Source organism: Microvirga subterranea (assembly GCF_003350535.1).
GTDB lineage: Bacteria > Pseudomonadota > Alphaproteobacteria > Rhizobiales > Beijerinckiaceae > Microvirga > Microvirga subterranea.
Genome location: NZ_QQBB01000007.1, coordinates 59035 through 78108 on the forward strand (window position 1 = coordinate 59035; position 19074 = coordinate 78108).

The window sequence follows — 19074 nt, forward strand, 5'->3', positions numbered from 1 at the left end:
GCTCGGGTCCTGGAGGGGAGCCCGCTCCTCGCGGGCATCCTGGGCTGAAGCTCAGCCGCGAGTCGCCCGTGCCGCCCACGTTTTGCGGGCAGTATTTTTGGTATCTCGTTTCGTTCGCGTCAGGCGAAGCATCAAGAAAACCTCAGGGCCACGGGGCGCAGGCACCCCAAATGGGACAGCATCGCTGTCCTAATGCCTGCAAACTGCCAGAGATCGCGGCAGTGCACAAGGGGTTTTGGAAATATTTTAGACAAAAGTTTCAACTCCGCGCAACGGCGTGCAACAAAGCGACGTTTGGCCCCCTCGTGAACGAAAGTCTTCTCCAATAGGTCAATGATCTTGACATGTGCGCTCCGGTCGGGAGGCTGCACGCCCGAGGAGAGCTGATTCATGAATTTTGCGAGCGACAACATCGTGGGGGCGAGCGCCCAGGTCCTGCAGGCGATCGTGCAGTCCAACGGCGGCGCGCTGCCGGCCTACGGCAACGACGAGATCACTAAGCGCGTGAAGGCGCAGTTCTCGGCGATTTTCGAGCGCGACGTCTCGGTGTTCCTGGTAACGACGGGCACGGCCGCCAATGCGCTTGCGCTCGCCTCGGCGGTTCCGCCCTGGGGACTGTGCATCTGCCACCAGGAGGCGCATGTCATCGACGACGAGTGCGGCGCGCCGGAATTCTTCATGCACGGGGCCAAGCTCGTCGGCCTGCCGGGCGTCGGCGGCAAGCTGACGGCCGGGACGGTCTCGGCCTACGTCAGGGGATTGCCGAAGGCGGTCAAGCAGATGCCCCCGAAGGCGTTGTCGATCTCCCAGGTGACGGAATGCGGCATGGTCTACGGCCTCGACGAGATCGCGGCCCTGAGCCAGACCTGCCGGGAGCACGGCCTGTTCCTGCACATGGACGGGGCGCGCTTTGCCAACGCCCTGGTGTCCCTTGGCTGCACCCCGGCCGAGATGACCTGGAAGCAGGGCGTCGACATCCTGTCCTTCGGCGGCACGAAGAACGGCTGCCTCATGGCGGAGGCCATCGTGGTCTTCAATCCCGCCCTGGCGGAGGCCCTGGATTACCGGGCCAAGCGCGCCGGCCAGATCATCTCCAAGGGCCGCCTCATCGCGGCGCAGTTCGAAGGCTACTTCGCGGACGACCATTGGTACGCCAATGCCCGCCACGCCAACCGCATGGCCACGCTTCTCTCGGAGGGCCTCGCTGCCGTTCCGGGCGTACGGCTCGCCTGGCCGACTGAAGCCAACGAGGTCTTCCCGATCGTGCCGAAACTGGTCGATCAAGCGTTCAAGGCCGCCGGGCTCCAGTATCTGGGCTGGACCGAAGCCAGCCTTGCCGAGGACGAGCGCGTCGGTTCGGACGAGGCCCTGATTCGGCTCGTGGTCTCCTTCGCGACCGCCGAGGAGGAGGTGCGCCAGCTTGTGGATATCGCCCGCTCGGCCGTGTCCCGGCAGGCCGCGGAATGACGTTAGGGAAGATTTTGCCCTAACCGTGCCGCATTCTCCCGTGATCTATCCCCTCGAGACCGCTGACCAAAGGGGTGTCCTCCAAGCCCCCGCGGGAATTCAAGGGACCAGGTTTCGCCAATAAAAAAGCGCCCCGGATCAACCGGGGCGCTCTTTTTTTGCTCGTTGTGAACGACGTTTAAGCGGCGTGCTTGGCCTCGATCGTCTGGGCGCTGCCCGACGCAATCGGGATGAGCTTCGGCTTCTTGGTCTCCGGGATCTCGCGGACGAGGTCCACATGGAGCAGGCCGTTCTCGAGGGCCGCGCCGACCACCTGGACGCCGTCGGCAAGCTGGAAGCGCCGCTCGAAGGTGCGGGCCGCGATGCCCTGGTAGAGGACGTCGGACTTGCGCTCTTCCGAATTCTTCCTCTCGCCGCGGACCGAGAGGGTGTTCTCCTTCACCTCGATCGTGAGGTCACGGTCCGTGAAACCGGCGACAGCGACGGAGATGCGATAGGCATTCTCGCCGGTGCGCTCGATGTTGTAGGGCGGATAGCTGGAAGAGGCATCGACGCCGACGAATTGGTCGAGCATCGAGAACAGACGGTCGAAGCCGACCGTGTTGCGGTACAGGGGAGCAAGATCAAACTGACGCATGGCATATCCTCCAAGTGAAGCAACATGCAGATGGGCGATCCACCGCAATGGGCTGGATCCGGGTTCATGCCGCCGTCATGGCCGGCATGAACCTGATGTGGGAACGGCCATTTTTCCTGTCAAGAGTCGCATGGCGCCGGGCGCTTGCGCCCTATAAAAAGACCGAGTTCGCCCTGTGAGATCCGTGCCGTGCAGTTATACGACGCCCCCGACAACCCCATCCCGTCCGATCCGACCCTGGTCAGCGTGAAGACGCAAGACGGCATCGTCCTGAGGGCCGCCAGGTGGATGCCCGCCTCCGGCGAGGTGCGGGGCACGGTCTGCGTCCTTCAGGGCCGGGCGGAGTTCATCGAGAAGTATTTCGAGGTGATCGGCGAATTGCGCGAGCGGGGCTTCGCGGTGGTGGCGTTCGACTGGCGGGGGCAGGGGCTCTCCGGGCGGCAGGTCGGCAACCCGCGGAAAGGGCATGTCCGGCGCTTCTCCGATTATCGCCGGGACCTGGAGGCGATCCGCGATCAGGTCCTCGTGCCCTACATGCCCGCGCCGCATTTCGCGCTCGCCCATTCCATGGGCGGTGCCATCGCCCTGAACGCGGCCTATGAGGGTTGGCTCCCGTTCCGGCGCCTCGTCACCACCACGCCGATGATCGCCCTGTGCATCATCCGGCACTCGCTCTGGACGGTCGGGACTGTCAGGGTGCTCAAGTTTCTCGGCTTCGGCCGCGCCTTCGTGCCGGGCGGTGGCGAAACCTCGATCAGCACCATGCCGTTCAAAGGCAATCGCCTCACGGGCGACCCGGTGCGCTATGCCCGCAACGCCCATGTGGCGCATGCGATCGGCGAAGGCGCCATCGGGGCCCCGACGGTCTCCTGGCTCGATTCGGCGTTCCGGTTCATGAAGCGCTTCACCGATCCGCGCTTCGCCATGAGGATCCGCCTGCCCACCCTGGTGATCGCGGCCGGTGCCGATCCGGTCTGCGCAACGCCGGCCACGGAGCGGTTCGCGGCCCGGCTGAAGGCCGGGCACGCCATCGTCATTCCCGGCGCGCGCCACGAGATCCTCATGGAGCGGGACCCGATCCGCGAGCAGTTCTGGGCCGCCTTCGACGCGTTCATCCCCGGCAGCCCCGACAGGGCGATCCCAGGCGATGTGTCGGCAGCCGATAAATCAGCGGCTGAGGAGCTCGACCGCGGCGGCGTGGACCCTGCGGTCCCCAGCCGCGACGATGCGCCCGCCCTCAGCGGCTGAGCCGCCGTCCCAGGCGGTGACGATGCCGCCGGCGCCCTCGATGATCGGGATCAGCGCCACGATGTCGTACGGCTTGAGGCCGGATTCGACCACGAGGTCGATATGGCCGGCCGCCAGCATGCAATAGGCGTAGCAGTCGCAGCCGTAGCGCGCGAGCCGGGCGACGCTCTCGACCCGGTCGTAGGCGCGCAGCTCCTCGCCGGCGAAGAGCCGTGGGCTCGTGGTGGAGATCACCGCATCCTTGAGCGACGCGCAGCGGCGGGTCATGAGCTTGCGCTCGCCCCCGGGGCCCCGGAACGTGGCGCTGCCGCCGTCGCCGAAGAAGCGCTCGCCCGTGAAGGGCTGGTGCATCATGCCGAAGACCGGCCGGCCGTTGCGGGTGAGGCCGATCAGCGTGCCCCAGGTGGGGAGCCCTGAAATGAAGGCGCGGGTGCCGTCGATCGGATCGAGCACCCAGACATACTCCGCATCCGTCCGCTCGGACCCGAACTCCTCGCCGATGATGCCATGGGTCGGGAAGGTGCGCTTGATGAGCTGGCGCATGGTGGCCTCGCTCGCCCGGTCCGCTTCCGTGACCGGGTCGAAGGCGCCGCCGCGCGACTTGTCCTCGCTCGCGATGGAAGTGCGGAAGAAGGGGAGGATCGCCTGACCGGACAAGGTCGCGAGCTCGTTGACGAAGTGCTTGAAGTCGATGAGCCCCATGGCGCCCGATATCCTCTGTCTTTCATGCCCGGTGGTCTTGGCGAGCCGGGATCGATCCGCTTTTATCAACCGCTCCCTGCGCGGCAAGAGATTCCGTCGCAGCAGGGCGCTTTCGCCCCATCGGATCCCGCAACGGCATGACCTCCCTGTCCAGGGCCGCCCCGGCCCGCACCGAGACCGCTCTCCTGCTGATCGTCGCTCTCGTGGCCATCTATGCGGTCAGCCAGTTCCTCCGGAACTCCGTCGGCGTCATCGCGCATGATCTCGCCCGGGAACTCGGCCTCTCGGCGACCCAGATCGGGCTTCTCTCGAGCTCGTTCTTCCTGTCCTTCGCGGCGGCCCAGATCCCGGTCGGCATCGCCATCGACCGCTACGGCCCGAAAAGGACCATGCTGGCGACCTCCGTCCTGGCGATCGCCGGAACGGCTCTGTTCGCCGTCGCGCCGTCCGCTCCGGCCCTGATCGCCTCCCGCGCCCTGATGGGGCTCGGCTGCTCCACCTTCTTCATGGCTCCGCTGGTGATCTATGCGCGGCGCTTCCCGCCCGAGCGGTTCGCCAGCCTGACGAGCCTGCAGATGGGGTTCGCCAATATCGGGACCCTCTCGGCGACGGCGCCTCTCGCGGCCTCCGCGGCCGCCTTCGGGTGGCGCTCGTCCTTCCTCGGGGTGGCGCTCCTGACCGTGGCCGTGGCGCTCGCCGTCGCCTGGATCGTGCCGAAGGACGCCGGCACGGACCGCGAGCGGGAAAGCTGGTCGCAGACCTTCCGCGGGGTCGGGGCCGCCCTGAAGGTCCGCTCGTTCTGGCCGGTCTTCTTCGTCCATCTAACCGCGTATTCGTCCTTCGCCACCATGGTGGGGCTCTGGGGCGGTCCCTGGCTCACGGACGTGCATGGGGCGGACCTCACGACCCGCGGCAACATCCTGCTGGTCGGTGCCGCGGCCCAGATGGCTGGGCTCCTCCTCTGGGGCGCCATGGACCGCTACTGGGGCAGCTACAAGCGGCCTGTCCTGCTCGGCGGCGGGGCGAGCGTCCTGCTCCTCGCCGTCCTGGCCCTCTTTCCCCTGGACCGCGCGGCGGCTCCCGTGTGGTTCGGCCTCTTCGGCCTCTCCATCGCGTTCACGCCGATCCTGACAGCCCACGGAAAGTCCCTGTTCCCGCCGCAGCTGACCGGGCGGGGAATCACCCTGATGAATATCGGCTCGATCGGGGGCGCCTTCCTGTCCCAGAGCGTGACCGGCCTGCTGATGGATGCGGTCGGGGCCGGGGAGGGCGGGATCTACCTGCCGGAAGGGTACAGGGCCGTTTTTGCCGCTTTAGCGGGTTGGCTGCTCCTGAGCCTGCTCATTTATAGAGGGGCTATTGATCCTCATCCGAGCACCCATGCGTACAAAGCATAGAAAAAGCGAGATTTTCTGTTGCAATTTGTGCGGCGCGGTGTAATTGTTGCACTGCGATATGGCGATGGCGTCGCCGTATCGCTGCCCTTCTTGGGCGTTTCCTCCCTAAACTTCGGGCCGCTGGAGACAGCGGCCTTTTTTCTTGCCTGAAGCTTGGCCGTCCGGGGCGGGCCTACTCGGCTGCGATCTGCCGGGGCATCAAGCCTCCCGAGAGGTCGCCGATCACCTGGGCGAAGACCTGGGTCATGTCGCTGGCGACCGCCGCGAAGCGAGGCTTCTTCTGCATGCTGCGCTCGTCCATGTAGATCGCGCGGTTGATCTCGACCTGGAGCGCGTGCCGTCCGAGAGCGGGCTCGCCGTAGTGCTCGGTGATGAAGCCACCCGCATAGGGCTTGTTCCGCACCACAGTGTAGCCGCGCCCCCGGAGGGCGGCCTCCACCAGATCGACCAGCACGACGGCGCAGCTCGTGCCGTACCGGTCGCCCAGGACGATGTCGGCCTTGGCGCCGTCGTCGCGGCTCACGCTGCTCGACGGCATGGAATGGCAGTCGATGAGGACCGCGTGTCCGAAGGCTTGGGACGTCCTGCGGATCAGCTGCCGAAGGGTGCGGTGATAGGGCTTGTAGAGCCATTCGATCCGGTGCAGCGCCTCCTCCACCGAAAGGCGGGAGCCGTAGATCTCCTGGCCGTCGGCCACGATCCGGGGAATGGTGCCGAGCCCGCCGGCGACCCGCATGGAGCGGGTGTTGGCGAAGGGCGGAAGCCTGCCGTCGAACATGCGGGAGTCGAGCTCGTAGGGCTCCCGGTTCAGGTCGAGATAGGCCCGGGGGAAGCGGGCGGCCATGAGCGGCGCCCCGAGCCCGGGGGCTCCGGCGAAGAGTTCGTCCACGAAGGCGTCCTCGGACCGGCGCAGGGCCATCGCGTCCAGCCGGGATTCCGACAGGAAGGAGGTCGGATAGACTGCGCCCGCATGGGGAACGTTGAACACGAAGGGAGCCGTGTGCCCCGTGGGCTCGACAACGACATAGGGAGGTTCGAACTCGTCAGCGATGACTGGCCGCATCAGGGTAATGGTTCTGCCGGAAGGAGAGGAAACAGGGTCGGGATAGTGTAAGGCAGCGCTCCCGTCTGTCCATGGCTATATTGCTTCTCTTCTGCGTCCAACTTTCACGGCTTATTTACCGTGAGGAGTCATGAAGGCTCAGACACATCCGCCACGATTCGGGGTTGGCAGCCGATGAAGATTCTTCTCGCCGAAGACGACAACGACATGCGACGCTTTCTGGTGAAGGCGCTGCAGAACGCAGGCTACGACGTAGCCTCGTTCGACAACGGCCTCTCGGCCTATAACCGCCTGCGGGAGGAGCCCTTCGAGCTCTTGCTGACGGACATCGTCATGCCGGAGATGGACGGCATCGAGCTGGCCCGCCGGGCCACGGAGCTCGACCCGGACATCAAGGTGATGTTCATCACCGGCTTCGCGGCGGTCGCGCTCAACCCGGATTCGCAGGCTCCCCGCGACGCGAAGGTGCTTTCGAAGCCGTTCCACCTGCGCGATCTCGTCAACGAGGTCGAGAAAATGATGGCGGCCTGAAAAAGGTTCGCCAGACCGCTTGCGTCCTCGGGCGCTTGCCGGTATATCGCCCCCACACCTGAAGCGAGACCCAAAAGTTCATCGTTTCTCGGGCGCGTAGCTCAGCGGGAGAGCACTACGTTGACATCGTAGGGGTCGCTGGTTCGATCCCAGCCGCGCCCACCATTTGCTTTTTCCGGCCTTCCCGAAGGGCCGCAGGAGACCGGATATGAAGATCCGTAACTCGTTGAAGTCGATCCGCGGCCGTCACCGCGACAACCAGCTGGTTCGTCGCAAGGGCCGGGTCTACATCATCAACAAGACCCAGAAGCGCTACAAGGCTCGTCAGGGCTAAGCCTTTCTGCGCGGCAACGCCGCACACTTTCTTGAATTGACGTCGCATGCCGGGATCCTAAAATCCCGGCATGCGCTTTTTTGCGTGCCTGCTGACCGCATTCTTGGGCCTGACGGCGCTCCCTGCCGGAGCGCAGGAGAAGGCGCGCCCGCAGCAGGATCCCGCGCCGCCGGCCCGGGAGGCCCCGCGTCCCTCGACCCTGGATGAGCTGTTCGATCGCTTGTCGAAGGCCGAATCCGAGCGCGAGGCGCAAGGAATCGCATCGCTCATCGAGCGCCGCTTCTCCCGCTCCGGCTCCGATACCGCCGACCTGCTCCTGAGCCGCGCCACCGAGGCATTCAAGGAAAAGAATTATCCCCTGTCGATCGAGCTGCTCGACCGGGTGCTGGTGCTCGAGCCGAACTGGGCCGAGGCCTGGTATCGGCGGGCGACCCTCTTCTACCAGCTTGACGATCCGGTCGGCGCCATGGCGGACCTGTACCAGGCCCTCAAGCTCGAGCCCCGGCATTTCAGCGCCTGGACCGGTCTCGGCCACATCCTGATGGCCTCCGAGGACAAGGCCCGGGCGCTGGAGGCCTTTCGCAGGGCGCTGAAGATCAATCCGCAGATCGAGATGCTGCAAACCCTCGTGACCAAGCTCGATCACGAAGTGGCCGGCCAGGATCTCTGACCCCGCCGGCCATCGCTCCGCTGTGTGGCGTCAGGCCTGGGCTGCGTGCTCCTGGCTGACGAAGGCGATCCGCACCATGTTGGTGGCGCCCGGCGTGCCGAAGGGGACGCCCGCCACGATGATGATTCGGTCCCCGACGTTGGAGATGCCCTCGCGCATCGCGAACTTGCAGGCCCGGAACGTCATGTCGTCGATGTCGCTCGCATCCTTGGTTCGGATCGGGTGCACGCCCCAGACGAGTGCCAGGCGGCGGGCCGTGTGCTGGCTCGGCGTGAGGGCCATGACGGTCGAGTTCGGCCGCTCGCGGGCGATGCGGAAGGCGGTGGCGCCCGACGAGGTCCAGGCCGCCACGGTCTTCAGGTTGAGGGTATCGGCAATCTGGTGCGCGCCTGCCGCGATGGCGTCCGATCCGGTCGCCTCGGGCTCAGCGTTCAGGGTGCGCATGATCGACCAGTAGCTCTGGTCCTGCTCGACCTCCTCGGCGATGCGGTTCATGGTCGAGACCGCCTCGATGGGGAAGTGGCCCGAGGCGCTCTCGGCCGACAGCATCACGGCATCCGCGCCGTCATAGACGGCGGTCGCCACGTCGGAGACTTCCGCTCGGGTCGGGACAGGGGACTGGATCATCGATTCCAGCATCTGGGTCGCGACCACGACCGGCTTGCCGAGCCGGCGGGCGGCGCGAACGATCCGCTTCTGGATTCCGGGAACCTTCTCGAGCGGCATCTCCACGCCAAGGTCGCCGCGGGCCACCATGACGGCGTCGGAGATCTCCATGATCTCGTCGAGGCGCGTGATCGCCTGCGGCTTCTCGAGCTTCGCCATGACGAGCGCGCGGCCGCGCGCCACCTTCTTCACCTCGGCCACGTCCTCGGGGCGTTGCACGAAGGAGAGAGCGATCCAGTCGACGCCCGCATCAAGGGCCGCCTCCAGGTCGGAGCGGTCCTTCTCGGTCATGGCGGCCACCGGAATGACCGTGTCGGGGAGGCTCACGCCCTTGCGGTTGGAGATCTTGCCCGCAACCTCGACCTCCGTGGTGGCGGAGCCCTTCTTCACGCTCTTCACGCGAAGCCGCAGCTTGCCGTCGTCGATCAGGACCGTATGCCCCGGCTCCAGGGACGACAGGATCTCGGGATGGGGCAGATGCACGCGGTCCGCGCTGCCCGAGGCCTGGTCGGCGTCGAGGGTGAATTTCTGGCCCTTCACCAGCATGGCGCTGTCGCCCTCGAAGGTGCCTACGCGCAGCTTCGGCCCCTGCAGGTCCGCCAGGATGGCGATGGGGCGCTTGAACTTGGCCTCGACGGCGCGGATCATCTCGACCCGCTCCTTCAGCCGCTCGCGGCTGAGATGGCTCATGTTCAGGCGGAAGACGTCCGCACCGGCCTGGAACAGCTTCGCGATCATCTCGGGATTCTCGGAAGCCGGTCCTAAAGTCGCGAGGATCTTCGTGCGCCGCGCGCGTCTCATCATCATGGCCCCCCTGGGCGGTTGGTTTCCGTCAGCTGGATGGTCCAGCTCTTCTGTTCGCCTGTATCGACCTCAAAGAAGCCGCTGCGGTCGAAGCCGCGGGCCAGGCAATCCTCAGTGCCGCGGATCGTGAACTCGCGCTCCCGCGTGCACATGAAGGAGCGTCCGCTCCATTCGCCGCCCCGGTCGTAGTCGATCGCGTAGATGTAGTAGAAGCGCCCGGCGAGTTGGCCCTTGAGCAGGGTTTCGCAGCCGCGCGAGTTCAGGTTCCACCATCCCTCCGTGATCCAGCCCTGCGTGTCGCGATAGCCGAGAGCCACGCCGACCCGGCTCGACGTCATGTTGCACAGGCGCAGGTCCGCCTTGGCCGGGGATGCGGACAGGAATCCTCCCCCGAGAAGGGCGATGGCGAGCCCAAGGCTTCGCCGCCGGCTCGGAGCCGAAATGAGAGATGCGGCCTTCATGGATGTTTCGGTTCAGGTCGATTCGGGATGAACGAGATCGCACAATGCTTCGAGAACTATGTCGAATCGTTGTCGTTCAGAAGCGCCGCCGCATCAAGTCCCGCCTGCGGGAATGTTGCGAATTTAGCCCGCTAAAGTTCCTGTCGGAGGGCAGCCGGAGGCGCCATCCTCCCCGTGTGGATAGGAAAACAGGCGGATGGTCCGGCGCCGGAGGAGGCTCAGGTTTTGGGCCTCGCGGCCCAGATGCCGATGAGGATCAGGGCGCCGCCCAGGCTCTGCACGAGAGTGAGCGCCTCGTTGAGGATCAGCCAGCCAAATACGGCTGCGGCGACCGCTTCGAGGAAGATCACCAGGGAGGAGAAGACCGGCGGCAGCCGCCCGAGTGCGATCGAGAGCAGGCCCTGGCCTCCCGCATGGCTGATGAACGCCATGGCGGTGAGGGCCATGATGCCCTCCAGCGTCTGCGGCACCACCCGCGTGTCGAACAGGACCGCGATCACGAGAAGGGCTGCACTCGTCACCACGCCGGCCTCGAACGTCACCTGGGCGGCCCCCACGGTCTCGCGCGCCCGGCCGACGGCGATGAAGTAGAGGCCGAAGAAGAAAGCCGTGGCGACCCCGTAGAGGTCGCCCCGGATGCGGCCCGGGTCCACCTGCAGGCTCTGCCCGATGAGTGCCGCCCCGCCGAGCAGGCAGAGGCCGAGGCCGACCACCGTGCCCCGTGCGATGCGCTGCTTCAGGACGAGCCAGACGATCAGGATCACGAAGAGAGGCGCCATGGTGGCGAAGAAGGTGGCGTTGGCGACCGTGGTGCTGAGAATCGACAAGTGCCAGAAGAAGAGATCGCCCGTGAAGGCGAGGCCGGCCAGGACCGACGCCTTGCTGAAGGATGACCGGGGCGCCCCCGCCGGCGCCTTCGCGACCTCGATCCGCATCCAGGCGTAGAGAATCGGAAGCGACAGGGCCACCCGCCAGAATGCGCTGGCGAAGGGCCCGACATCGGCCGACGCGAAGCGCACGAAAATGGGCGAGATGCCCATGGCGACCGCGCCGAGGCACAGGGCCGCGAAGGCGGTGGCGTAGCCCGTCTCGAGACGGACTGTTGTCGAAGGGGAGGACATGCGTGCTATACAATGTTGCGCGAATGGGTCGCGTTGTCTTGTTATCAGGGGCAGTTTAAGGCTTTTCCTCGATCCTCCAACCATTCTCTTCCCAGTCATGCAGTCCTCTGCCGCGCTCAAGTTCGCCAACCCCTCCTTTGAGCCTCACCCGGTCGAAATCATCGAAGGCGCGCTCAATTCGGGCGTCCTGATCCTGTGCGACCACGCCTCGAATGCGGTGCCGCCGGACCTGTCCGATCTCGGACTGCCGGCCGAGCAGTTCGAGCGCCACATCGCCTACGACATCGGCGCCGCCGCGGTGACCCGGTCTCTCGCCCGCAGGCTCCGGGCGCCGGCGATCCTCACTCGGTTCTCGCGGCTGATCATCGATCCCAACCGGGGCCGGGACGATCCGACCCTAGTGATGCGCCTCTCGGACGGGGCGGTCGTGCCCGGCAACGCCGCGGTGGACGAAGCCGAGGTGGCGGCGCGCATCGCGCGCTTCTACGACCCCTACGACGCGGCGATCACGGCGGCGATCGAGACGGCCATGAAAGCGGGCCACCCGCCGGTGATCGTGACGGTGCACAGCTTCACGCCGATCTGGCGCGGCTGGCCGCGCCCCTGGCACGTGGGCATCCTGTGGGACGCCGACGACCGCTTCGCCCGCCCCCTGCTCGACGGCCTGTCGGCGGAGGACGGACTCGTGGTCGGCGACAACGAGCCCTATGATGGGGCCCTGGCCGGCGACACGGTCGACCGCCATGCAACCGCCCGAGGTCTCGCCAATGCGCTGATCGAGATCCGGCAGGACCTGATCGCGTCGGACGGGGGCGCCGAGGAATGGGCCGAGCGCTTCGCCCGCCTCCTCAAGCCTCTCGCTGCCCGGGAGAGCCTGCGCTCTCCGAAGGTTCACGCATCGCGGACCCGCGAGCGGCTGCGCCGGCACTGAGGGAGGGAACCCATGAAGCACATCGACGCCGTCACCCGGACCGAGCTGGAGGCCGCCGCCTTCCGCAGGCTGCTGGAGCATCTGCGCCAGCGCACCGACGTGCAGAACATCGACCTCATGAATCTCGCCGGGTTTTGCCGCAACTGCCTATCGAACTGGCTGAAGGACGCCGCCGACGAACGCGGGGTTTCCCTCTCGAAGGACGAGAGCCGGACTTACGTCTACGGCATGCCCTACGAGGAATGGAAGGAGCGCCACCAGCGCGAGGCGACGGCCACGCAGCTGAAGGCCTTTGAGGAATCGAAGCCGTCGCATTAAAGCGGCCTCAACCAAATGGACGTAACCCTGGCCGCAATGGCATCTATCAAAGGCTGAACCTATGGACGACGCAGCATTTCAAACCGAATCGGTCGCCGCCGACCAGCTCAAGGCCTTCATCGAGCGCATCGAGCGCCTGGAGGAGGAGAAGGCCGGCATCGCGGGCGACATCAAGGACGTCTACGCCGAGGCCAAGGGCAACGGCTTCGACACCAAGGTGCTCCGCAAGATCATCGCCCTCCGCAAGCGCGACTACGCCGAGCGCCAGGAGGAGGAGGCCATCCTCGAGCTCTACATGCAGGCGCTCGGAATGACGATCTAGTTTCACAGGTGTTGCGCATGAGGAATCCCATGCGCAACACGCGTGGAATTAGACGCGGGAGAAGCAATACATAGGAGACGAAGGTAACTGGCGGATCTGCCACCCGCGACGGGTATCCAGATTCTGATAGGGCTGGGTGCCGTCCGGCCGGCGCGCCCTCCATAGCGCCGTAGCCGGCCGGACGGCACCCAGCCCGCCCCCCTGCCATAGAACAGCAACAGTATGCCCATAGCTCTGCTGTGCCGTTGAGACCCGTGCACGGCGGGATGGCAGGCACTCGACTCGGCATCGTCCGGTCCAAACTAGCGCTGGGTTCGGATCTTCGGTCAGTGCAGGCGCTGTAGGGAGAGGGAGGTAATAGCCTTTACGCGTGCTTGCAGAAGAGCCAGGGTTTCCCTTGATGTGCTTGGAAACCGGGGAGCCTCGTCGCTCTAACGGACGCGGTTTCTATCGTTCGATCGAAATGAAAATCAGGTCCGGGAATAAAAGGGCTCTCCGAACGGACTGCGACTGCCGCTACCATATCGATTTTGCCAGTAACGGTTTCCCTCTACATGCCCTCTGGGTCCACTGTTTTACCTCCTAGGTAACGGCAGCCGAACTGCTCGCCTCCCTGAGGCTGAACCGTGTCTCATATACTTTACTGTTCGGATTCCGCTATTCGTTGAGGACAGTGGCAGTGGATGAATGGGCTGAGAGGTGGTAAGGCCTAAGATAGGAGCACGATCCTCCTGAGGTTAGCTTCAGGCCTTTAAGCCTTATGATTCGGAAGCCAATCCTTGACTGTGTTCATTTGCATGGTGTCGAGTACCGTAAGGCCGGTCATGAGGCGAGAAACGCAGTCTCGCAAATGGCCGAGGCGAGGGTCGTAAGCAGGCCAGCGTGAACATCTCCTTTGAAACAAGACTCCTGGTCTCGATCTGCTCGAGTTTACAAGCCGCCGAAGAGGCTCTTGGGGCTTCGGACGCACGAGCGCTTATCTCGACTATCTCGGATATTGAGGCCATGGGCACCGCAGAGGAGCTGCTGGCGATGTTCGGAACAAGCGCGAGAATCGTTGGGGATAAATCCATCGAGGTCGGAATTGGCGCACGTTATCGTGCGACATTCGTGCCCACAGGCATACGCTTCCGCCTTACAGTCGACGGGGTGCCGGATTGGGCAACCGTACGGTACCTGAAGCTGATGGACCTTTCAAAGCAGTCATGACGCAGGAACAAGCCTTCGAACGCGACTGGTTCTCGATGCCGGGAGACACGCTGCTTTCCTTGATGGAGCGCCGAAACGTGTCGGCGCACGAGCTTGCCGAGGGATTGGTCGGTGGCATGGATGCCGTTCGTGGTCTCTTGGCGGGATCGTGCCGGATCGATGCACGCCTGGCGGAGGAACTCGCCTTTGCCCTCGGGGGCTCTGCTGAGTTCTGGCTGCGGCGCCAAGCCAATTTCGACGAGTCCTTGGCCCGGGTGGTCAGCATGATCTATCCCAACGAAGGCGAGGAGTGGCTTAAGCGTGTCCCAGTGCCAGGCTCAAGGGCGAAAGGTCGGCTCAGCGAACCGCAGCGACGTGACGAGGTCCGCCGGCGTCTCGTCTTCTTCAACGTGAACAGCCTGCAAGCCTGGATGCGGCGTTACGGCTCCATCCGTAGCGAGACGCAATTCCGCACGTCTCCAACACTCCTCTCGGACGATGGGGCTGTGTCCATGTGGCTTCGGCAAGGCGAGTTGGAGGCGGCGTTGCTGCCCTCCAAGCCATGGAATGCGGAAGGTCTTCGAGATAGGCTCGGCGCCATACGCAGTCTCAGCAGGATTGGGCATCCGACACGCTTCCTGCCGAAGCTCAGGGACTTGCTCGCCGAGGTTGGCGTCGCCCTAGTAGCAGTTCGGGCGCCAACAGGATGCAGGGCAAGCGGTGCGACCCGCATGATCTCTGCCGACAAGGCGATGATCCTCATGAGCTTCCGCCATCGGGCCGACGATCACTTCTGGTTCACGCTATTCCATGAGATCGGACACCTTCTCCTGCATGGTGGCCAAACCTTCATCGATGATGAGGAGACATTCCAAGACGATCCCGAGCGCGAGGCAAACGAGTTCGCTCGCGGCTGCATCGTTCCGGCGCAGCGACAGTCTGAATTCGAGTGTCTGCGGCCCGAAAGGAAGTCCGTGCTTCGCTTCAGTGTCTCTGTCGGGACCGCGCCTGGCCTCATCGTCGGCCAGATGCAGCACCGGAAGATGATTGGTCACGATCGGCTCAATAGCCTCAAGCGTCGCTGGACTTGGAGTGAACTCGAGTCCGTTCTCTAGCCCTTGTAGTGAACAAAAGTCATGGGGCTCTTCTGCCAGTTGCAAAGGGCATCCTCCATGACTGTCATGCCAACACCCAGTTCAATGTCGAGTGCATCGAGCTGTGCCTGAAGGTGTCGGTTTGTCGAGGGGCCGTTCCTCACTCCATCGAAAAGAAGGCGCGCGCCCGCAGCCGGACCAGTCGCCCCGTTCAGGTATGCTGAGCCGGCTGTGATGGGCGCAATCCCATAGCGCCCGATCAGCGATAGGTAGTCGAACTTCGCCAAGCGCCCGAAGGTCGGTATGGGCAAATCCTGATAGAGCGCATCAAAGATTCGGTGAGGATCGTTACCCGCATGTCGCACGATGTTCCCGAAGAAACTTGCATGGCCCTGAAGTCCAATCCATCGGATGTACCCTTCCACCACCCGGCTCATGGGACGGCTCGCGTCCGGACGTAGGCTTTCGTACTTCCGGTGGTTCCCGAACTTGCCCCTGACATTTTGCCAATTCGCGGCCAGCCACGCAGTGAAGGATCCAGGGTTAGCAGTGACCGTCGCCCAGTCCCAAGTTCCTTGACCCAACTTACCATAGACGTCCCGCAGGCGGAGCCAGCCAGTGTCTGCGGGGCGGGCGAAGTGCGTCATGAGAAATATCAGCCAAGCAGCCTCGTCGAAGTTGTCACGCTGTACATGGTAGGCAACCGCGCGCTCCGCATCGAATGAGGGATGATTGGGATCTGCACGATCGGGCGAGATCCGCTTGCGCTGAACCAGTTGGTAATACCGCTCGCGGCGCAGGCTCGCGACGAATTGCATTGCTAGCGTTTCAAGCGCCTGTTGGTTCGCGATGCCCGGTAGCGGTTGTGCATGATTGCGGAGCGCGGCTGCAATTCGTGTCCGCTCGTTACCCCAAGTTGGCCAAGTCACCTAGATATTCCCTTGTTTCAGTCTCACCGTGGCGTCGGCGCCCGTTTCCTCATTTCGCGTCGTCCGTCGATGAACATGCGGTACATAGGATGGGCGAATTCGCCCTTGAGCTCATTGAGCCTATGCTCATCTCTTTCCCAGTGGACCTGAATAAGGCGAACGATGTCTGCCCAATAAGGATCTGACAGGAGATCGGAGGCAACTAAGCGTTCCCCGTTGCGGATCCGCTTCTCGACAGCGAGCAGAGTATCAACTAGGGCAAACGGATCCCCCTCGGGCATGGGGGGCATCTCAACAACCTTCTGATGCCCTTCCTCAACGTAATGTCGCGCCTCCTCAGCAGTATCGTCGTAGAGATGCATGCTTCCGACATAATGGAGGTAGTTACCGAGATCAGCCCCAAGCCTCCGTGCCACCATCTCCTGGAGCATGGTGAAGCAGAAGACATCGTGAGGCAGCCCCCTGAAGGCGTCGTTCGAACGCAAATTTGCAGACAGGTGAAGCCTGCCTTCGCGTAAGTGAAACTGGAGACTAATCGTACAGGGTGTCTCCGGATAGACGAACGATGGGTCATCGGTTTCTGGATAATCCAGTGCAATATCTTCGGCATTGAAGAGCTGGATTACCGCGCGTCTGGAGGACGGTTTCCATCGCAGGAGCTTCGTGACATTCGCTATCTGATCCAGATTGTTTCGCATCGAGAACAGGCGTGGGCCGTAGGCCCCGGGGACTACACCCTCAATTGCTTCCTTTCTGTAGGCGCGGATGTAAGGCTCGATGAATTCGAGCTTGTCTGAGCCGGCCAAGTACCAAAGCAGCTCACCGAGCGCGCTGAACAGCTTGCCTCGGTTTTCGGAGCGGCTGAGCCTCGACCTCGGCTTCGTGATACACAGCGCCGTCCCGAGCATTTCCATATTTGAACCGCGCGTTCCGACGTTGCGGTCCTTGCTGCCCAAGAGAGCCTGGTAGAGATCGATCAGGACCTCATCCAAACTCTCACCCGTGAATTCCATATCGTCCTGCTCGGAGTATCCTCGAGGCGCCAACCGCCATGAGAAGGGTTAGTAAACGGAGTTGATCGCGGAATGTGAATTTCATCTTATGTGCTATCGGCGCGTCCACGATCAAGTGCTACTTTCTGAGGTGCTGTGAGCCCTAGCACTCCATCAGTTTCTGCACTGTCCGTCGCCCTATGACCGCTGGTTGCACATTCGCGAAGTAGATCGAATGTCAGCTCCTGCTGAGAACCCCGGACGTTCTTGTGAGGCACGGATCATTTCCTCTTGACCCTGAGCGGCCGTTCCGATCGTGACTGCCGCTAGCTAATCTGAGACTCATCCGCCGCATGGGCTAGTCCCTACGTGGCACGGGCAAGATGGTCGGGATCAGGAGGCATGAACGCATGAAGGAAGGCGGAGAACCCCAACCCGCCCCGGTCACGAAGGCCCAAAGGTTTGGGGAGCCCCCGGCGAGCTGGGCTTTGTTGCGCTGGATCCGCCCAGGCAGATCACCATTCGAGCAGGCGGACGCATCAGGCGGCTGACCCGCTGGAGAAAGCCTAGGGGCAGGACTGATACGACGCAGTCACGTTCGTGGCCAGGGCCTGGCCGGAGCAACAGGCGCGGGACGGATCCTTGCCCATGACGGCCTTCGGCAGGCCCTTCCCTGCGAAGGCAGGCGTCTGGGAGAGGACCGCCCCCGCGCCGCCGAGGACGGCTGGGAAGCGGCGGCGGTCAGTCATTAAATCCCGGTTCAGGCTGCTGTCGGGGTGTAGCCGGCCTCGGTCACGAGAGCCTTGATGGCGCCCAGATCGGTGCTGCCGCGGACTGAGACAAGCTTGGAGGCCGGGTCGGCGTCCACGCTCGTGCCTGGCAGGCCCGTCTCGATGGCCTTCTTGATCGTCCCTGCGCAGTGGCCGCAGGTCATGTCCTCGACCCGCAGGGTGAGGGCAGACGGATCACGCTCAAAATTCTGGGTGGTCTGTGTCTGGTGGATGCTGCATCCGCACATCGCGTCTTCTCCGTTTCATGGTGGCGATGAACCAACCGTGCGCCTTCCCACGATGGCAAGGTCAAGCGCTTGTTCCGCAGGCCTCCCCAGGGAGCATCTTCCGGGATGGGGAACCGATCATGAGAGCGTTCGTTTCCGCCACGACCGCAAGGGATGGTGCCGTGACCTGCCTTCGCCTCCTGCTCCGCTGCCTGCTGGTCGTGACGGTCGCCCTCGGCCTCGCGAGCGCGCCATTGTCCGCAATGGCACGGGCGGCGGAATCCACCGTCGGAGCGGAGGCACATCATGGTGGGCCGGACGTGCTGGCGCCGTGGATGCCGGACCACGACCACGCGTCTCCCGCCAAGCACCACGCAATGGGGCAAACCTGCTGTCATCCCGGCTGCATCATGGCCGTCGTACCTGGTGCGATGAGCCTCACGACCGCCCTCATGTCGTGGGTCGCCGTGCCGATCCCGCGCGATCCGCGAGCACCTCCCGCCGCCCCATCGGGCATTGACCGTCCGCCGAAGCACGCCTGAACCGGGAACGGGGCAGGCACGCCTCGGCGTGGTCTCCCGTTCGCCATGGGACCTTGGCCCCTCGGTGCGTCAGGCGCCGTGACCGTGCGGGCCATGAACTCACCGCGCCTGGAATTCGGGAAATCACCATGACCATTCGAATGTTCGCAATCGCAGCCGCCTTCGTGTCCGTCGGCACCTTCGGCGCCCTGGCCCAGCAGACCCAGCCGAGTCAGATGCAGCATCCTTCCGGCGGCCAGATGACCATGTCGGCCGAGAGCCTGCCGGAGGAGTGCCGGACGGCGGTCCAGGCCAGCGGGCAGATGCAGAACATGCAGAACATGCCAGGCATGGACATGTCGTCCATGATGCAGGGCATGCAGGGCATGATGGCCAACATGAACGATGCCCAGAAGGGCTACATGCAGGCCATGATGAGGATGCACGGCCCGATGATGGCAGGCGTCATGGCCAAGGACTCCGACATCGCCTTCGTGTGCGGGATGATCGCACACCACCAGGGCGCCATCGACATGGCCGACGTGGTCCTCAAGACGGGCGACAACGCCGAGGCCAGGAAGATGGCCGAGAAGACGAAGAAGGAGCAGGGCCAGGAGATCGCCGAGATGAAGGATTGGCTGAAAGCGAATGCGAAGAAGGAAGGCGCTCAATGACGCATCC

General features: G+C 64.1%; 23 protein-coding genes and 1 tRNA gene. 14 read left to right on the plus strand and 10 right to left on the minus strand.

The genetic code is table 11. The features are described 5' to 3' along the window. Nucleotides 1-390 precede the first annotated feature (390 nt). Nucleotides 391-1467: a threonine aldolase family protein gene (locus DES45_RS17730; RefSeq protein WP_114771379.1), complete on the plus strand. Its 1077-nt coding sequence runs from the start codon at nucleotides 391-393 to the stop codon at nucleotides 1465-1467. A gap of 178 nt (nucleotides 1468-1645) precedes the next feature. Here DES45_RS17730 and DES45_RS17735 read toward each other — a convergent pair whose 3' ends face one another. Beyond that, entirely contained in the window at nucleotides 1646-2104 is a 459-nt protein-coding gene (locus DES45_RS17735; protein WP_114771380.1) for an Hsp20 family protein, read from the minus strand. 189 nt (nucleotides 2105-2293) lie between these two features. Here DES45_RS17735 and DES45_RS17740 point away from each other — a divergent pair, with 189 nt between their 5' ends. After that, a complete protein-coding gene (locus DES45_RS17740; protein ID WP_245571779.1) occupies nucleotides 2294-3352 on the plus strand; it encodes an alpha/beta fold hydrolase in 1059 nt (352 codons plus the stop codon). Here DES45_RS17740 and hisN read toward each other — a convergent pair. Next, nucleotides 3272-4054, minus strand: coding sequence for a histidinol-phosphatase (gene hisN, locus DES45_RS17745; protein ID WP_114771381.1), 783 nt, complete (start codon nucleotides 4052-4054; stop codon nucleotides 3272-3274). The genes DES45_RS17740 and hisN overlap by 81 nt on opposite strands. Nucleotides 4055-4191: 137 nt before the next feature. Between hisN and DES45_RS17750 the strand changes: the two genes are divergently transcribed. Beyond that, nucleotides 4192-5451 (plus strand): MFS transporter, encoded by a 1260-nt coding sequence (locus DES45_RS17750; RefSeq protein ID WP_114771382.1) that lies wholly within the window; start codon nucleotides 4192-4194, stop codon nucleotides 5449-5451. A gap of 172 nt (nucleotides 5452-5623) precedes the next feature. Here the strand turns inward: DES45_RS17750 and DES45_RS17755 are convergent, their stop codons facing one another. After that, nucleotides 5624-6514 carry an N-formylglutamate amidohydrolase gene (locus tag DES45_RS17755; RefSeq protein ID WP_114771383.1) on the minus strand — a complete coding sequence of 297 codons (891 nt, stop codon included), beginning with the start codon at nucleotides 6512-6514 and terminating at the stop codon, nucleotides 5624-5626. A 174-nt stretch (nucleotides 6515-6688) separates the two neighbouring features. On the opposite strand from DES45_RS17755, the gene cpdR reads away from it, so the two are divergent. From cpdR to DES45_RS17775, 4 genes are all read left to right on the plus strand, one after another. Further along, nucleotides 6689-7045 carry a cell cycle two-component system response regulator CpdR gene (cpdR, locus tag DES45_RS17760; protein ID WP_114771384.1) on the plus strand — a complete coding sequence of 119 codons (357 nt, stop codon included), beginning with the start codon at nucleotides 6689-6691 and terminating at the stop codon, nucleotides 7043-7045. 90 nt (nucleotides 7046-7135) lie between these two features. Further along, nucleotides 7136-7210, plus strand: a tRNA-Val gene (locus DES45_RS17765). A gap of 43 nt (nucleotides 7211-7253) precedes the next feature. Next, entirely contained in the window at nucleotides 7254-7379 is a 126-nt protein-coding gene (gene ykgO, locus DES45_RS17770) for a type B 50S ribosomal protein L36 (protein ID WP_009763379.1), read from the plus strand. Between the two features lie 70 nt (nucleotides 7380-7449). Beyond that, on the plus strand, nucleotides 7450-8049 hold the full coding sequence (locus DES45_RS17775) for a tetratricopeptide repeat protein (protein ID WP_114771385.1): 600 nt from the start codon (nucleotides 7450-7452) through the stop codon (nucleotides 8047-8049). Between the two features lie 30 nt (nucleotides 8050-8079). Here DES45_RS17775 and pyk read toward each other — a convergent pair whose 3' ends face one another. From pyk to DES45_RS17790, 3 genes are all read right to left on the minus strand, one after another. Then, on the minus strand, nucleotides 8080-9516 hold the full coding sequence (pyk, locus tag DES45_RS17780) for a pyruvate kinase (protein ID WP_114771597.1): 1437 nt from the start codon (nucleotides 9514-9516) through the stop codon (nucleotides 8080-8082). A 2-nt stretch (nucleotides 9517-9518) separates the two neighbouring features. Next, a complete protein-coding gene (locus DES45_RS17785) occupies nucleotides 9519-9980 on the minus strand; it encodes a DUF1036 domain-containing protein (protein ID WP_114771386.1) in 462 nt (153 codons plus the stop codon). A gap of 218 nt (nucleotides 9981-10198) precedes the next feature. Next, nucleotides 10199-11101 (minus strand): DMT family transporter, encoded by a 903-nt coding sequence (locus tag DES45_RS17790; RefSeq protein WP_114771387.1) that lies wholly within the window; start codon nucleotides 11099-11101, stop codon nucleotides 10199-10201. Between the two features lie 97 nt (nucleotides 11102-11198). On the opposite strand from DES45_RS17790, the gene DES45_RS17795 reads away from it, so the two are divergent. The 5 genes from DES45_RS17795 to DES45_RS17815 all read left to right on the plus strand — a co-directional run bounded on the left by DES45_RS17795 (nucleotide 11199) and on the right by DES45_RS17815 (nucleotide 14975). Continuing rightward, entirely contained in the window at nucleotides 11199-12032 is an 834-nt protein-coding gene (locus DES45_RS17795; RefSeq protein WP_114771388.1) for an N-formylglutamate amidohydrolase, read from the plus strand. A gap of 12 nt (nucleotides 12033-12044) precedes the next feature. Further along, nucleotides 12045-12350, plus strand: a complete 306-nt coding sequence (locus DES45_RS17800) for a DUF1244 domain-containing protein (protein ID WP_114771389.1) — start codon at nucleotides 12045-12047, stop codon at nucleotides 12348-12350. 61 nt (nucleotides 12351-12411) lie between these two features. After that, nucleotides 12412-12672, plus strand: a complete 261-nt coding sequence (locus DES45_RS17805; protein WP_114771390.1) for a DUF2312 domain-containing protein — start codon at nucleotides 12412-12414, stop codon at nucleotides 12670-12672. A gap of 882 nt (nucleotides 12673-13554) precedes the next feature. Continuing rightward, complete coding sequence (locus tag DES45_RS17810; protein WP_114771391.1) at nucleotides 13555-13881, plus strand: hypothetical protein; 327 nt, start codon at nucleotides 13555-13557, stop codon at nucleotides 13879-13881. Further along, nucleotides 13878-14975 carry an ImmA/IrrE family metallo-endopeptidase gene (locus DES45_RS17815; RefSeq protein WP_114771392.1) on the plus strand — a complete coding sequence of 366 codons (1098 nt, stop codon included), beginning with the start codon at nucleotides 13878-13880 and terminating at the stop codon, nucleotides 14973-14975. Before DES45_RS17810 ends, DES45_RS17815 begins: the two co-directional genes overlap by 4 nt. On the opposite strand, the gene DES45_RS17820 is transcribed toward DES45_RS17815, so the two are convergent. The 4 genes from DES45_RS17820 to DES45_RS17835 all read right to left on the minus strand — a co-directional run bounded on the left by DES45_RS17820 (nucleotide 14972) and on the right by DES45_RS17835 (nucleotide 17893). Beyond that, nucleotides 14972-15883, minus strand: coding sequence for an alpha-glutamyl/putrescinyl thymine pyrophosphorylase clade 3 protein (locus DES45_RS17820; RefSeq protein WP_114771393.1), 912 nt, complete (start codon nucleotides 15881-15883; stop codon nucleotides 14972-14974). The two genes, DES45_RS17815 and DES45_RS17820, sit on opposite strands and share 4 nt — an antisense overlap. Nucleotides 15884-15906: 23 nt before the next feature. Then, nucleotides 15907-16896 (minus strand): thymidylate synthase, encoded by a 990-nt coding sequence (locus tag DES45_RS17825; RefSeq protein ID WP_114771394.1) that lies wholly within the window; start codon nucleotides 16894-16896, stop codon nucleotides 15907-15909. A 545-nt stretch (nucleotides 16897-17441) separates the two neighbouring features. Beyond that, nucleotides 17442-17624, minus strand: a complete 183-nt coding sequence (locus DES45_RS17830) for a hypothetical protein (protein ID WP_114771395.1) — start codon at nucleotides 17622-17624, stop codon at nucleotides 17442-17444. An 11-nt stretch (nucleotides 17625-17635) separates the two neighbouring features. Further along, the gene (locus tag DES45_RS17835; RefSeq protein ID WP_114771396.1) at nucleotides 17636-17893 is read right to left on the minus strand and encodes a heavy-metal-associated domain-containing protein; all 258 of its coding nucleotides are present in this window, start codon (nucleotides 17891-17893) and stop codon (nucleotides 17636-17638) included. 119 nt (nucleotides 17894-18012) lie between these two features. Here DES45_RS17835 and DES45_RS17840 point away from each other — a divergent pair, with 119 nt between their 5' ends. Together DES45_RS17840 and DES45_RS17845 are read left to right on the plus strand one after the other, a co-directional pair. Then, nucleotides 18013-18414 carry a hypothetical protein gene (locus DES45_RS17840; RefSeq protein ID WP_114771397.1) on the plus strand — a complete coding sequence of 134 codons (402 nt, stop codon included), beginning with the start codon at nucleotides 18013-18015 and terminating at the stop codon, nucleotides 18412-18414. A 128-nt stretch (nucleotides 18415-18542) separates the two neighbouring features. Beyond that, nucleotides 18543-19067: a DUF305 domain-containing protein gene (locus DES45_RS17845; RefSeq protein ID WP_114771398.1), complete on the plus strand. Its 525-nt coding sequence runs from the start codon at nucleotides 18543-18545 to the stop codon at nucleotides 19065-19067. Nucleotides 19068-19074: the final 7 nt, after the last annotated feature.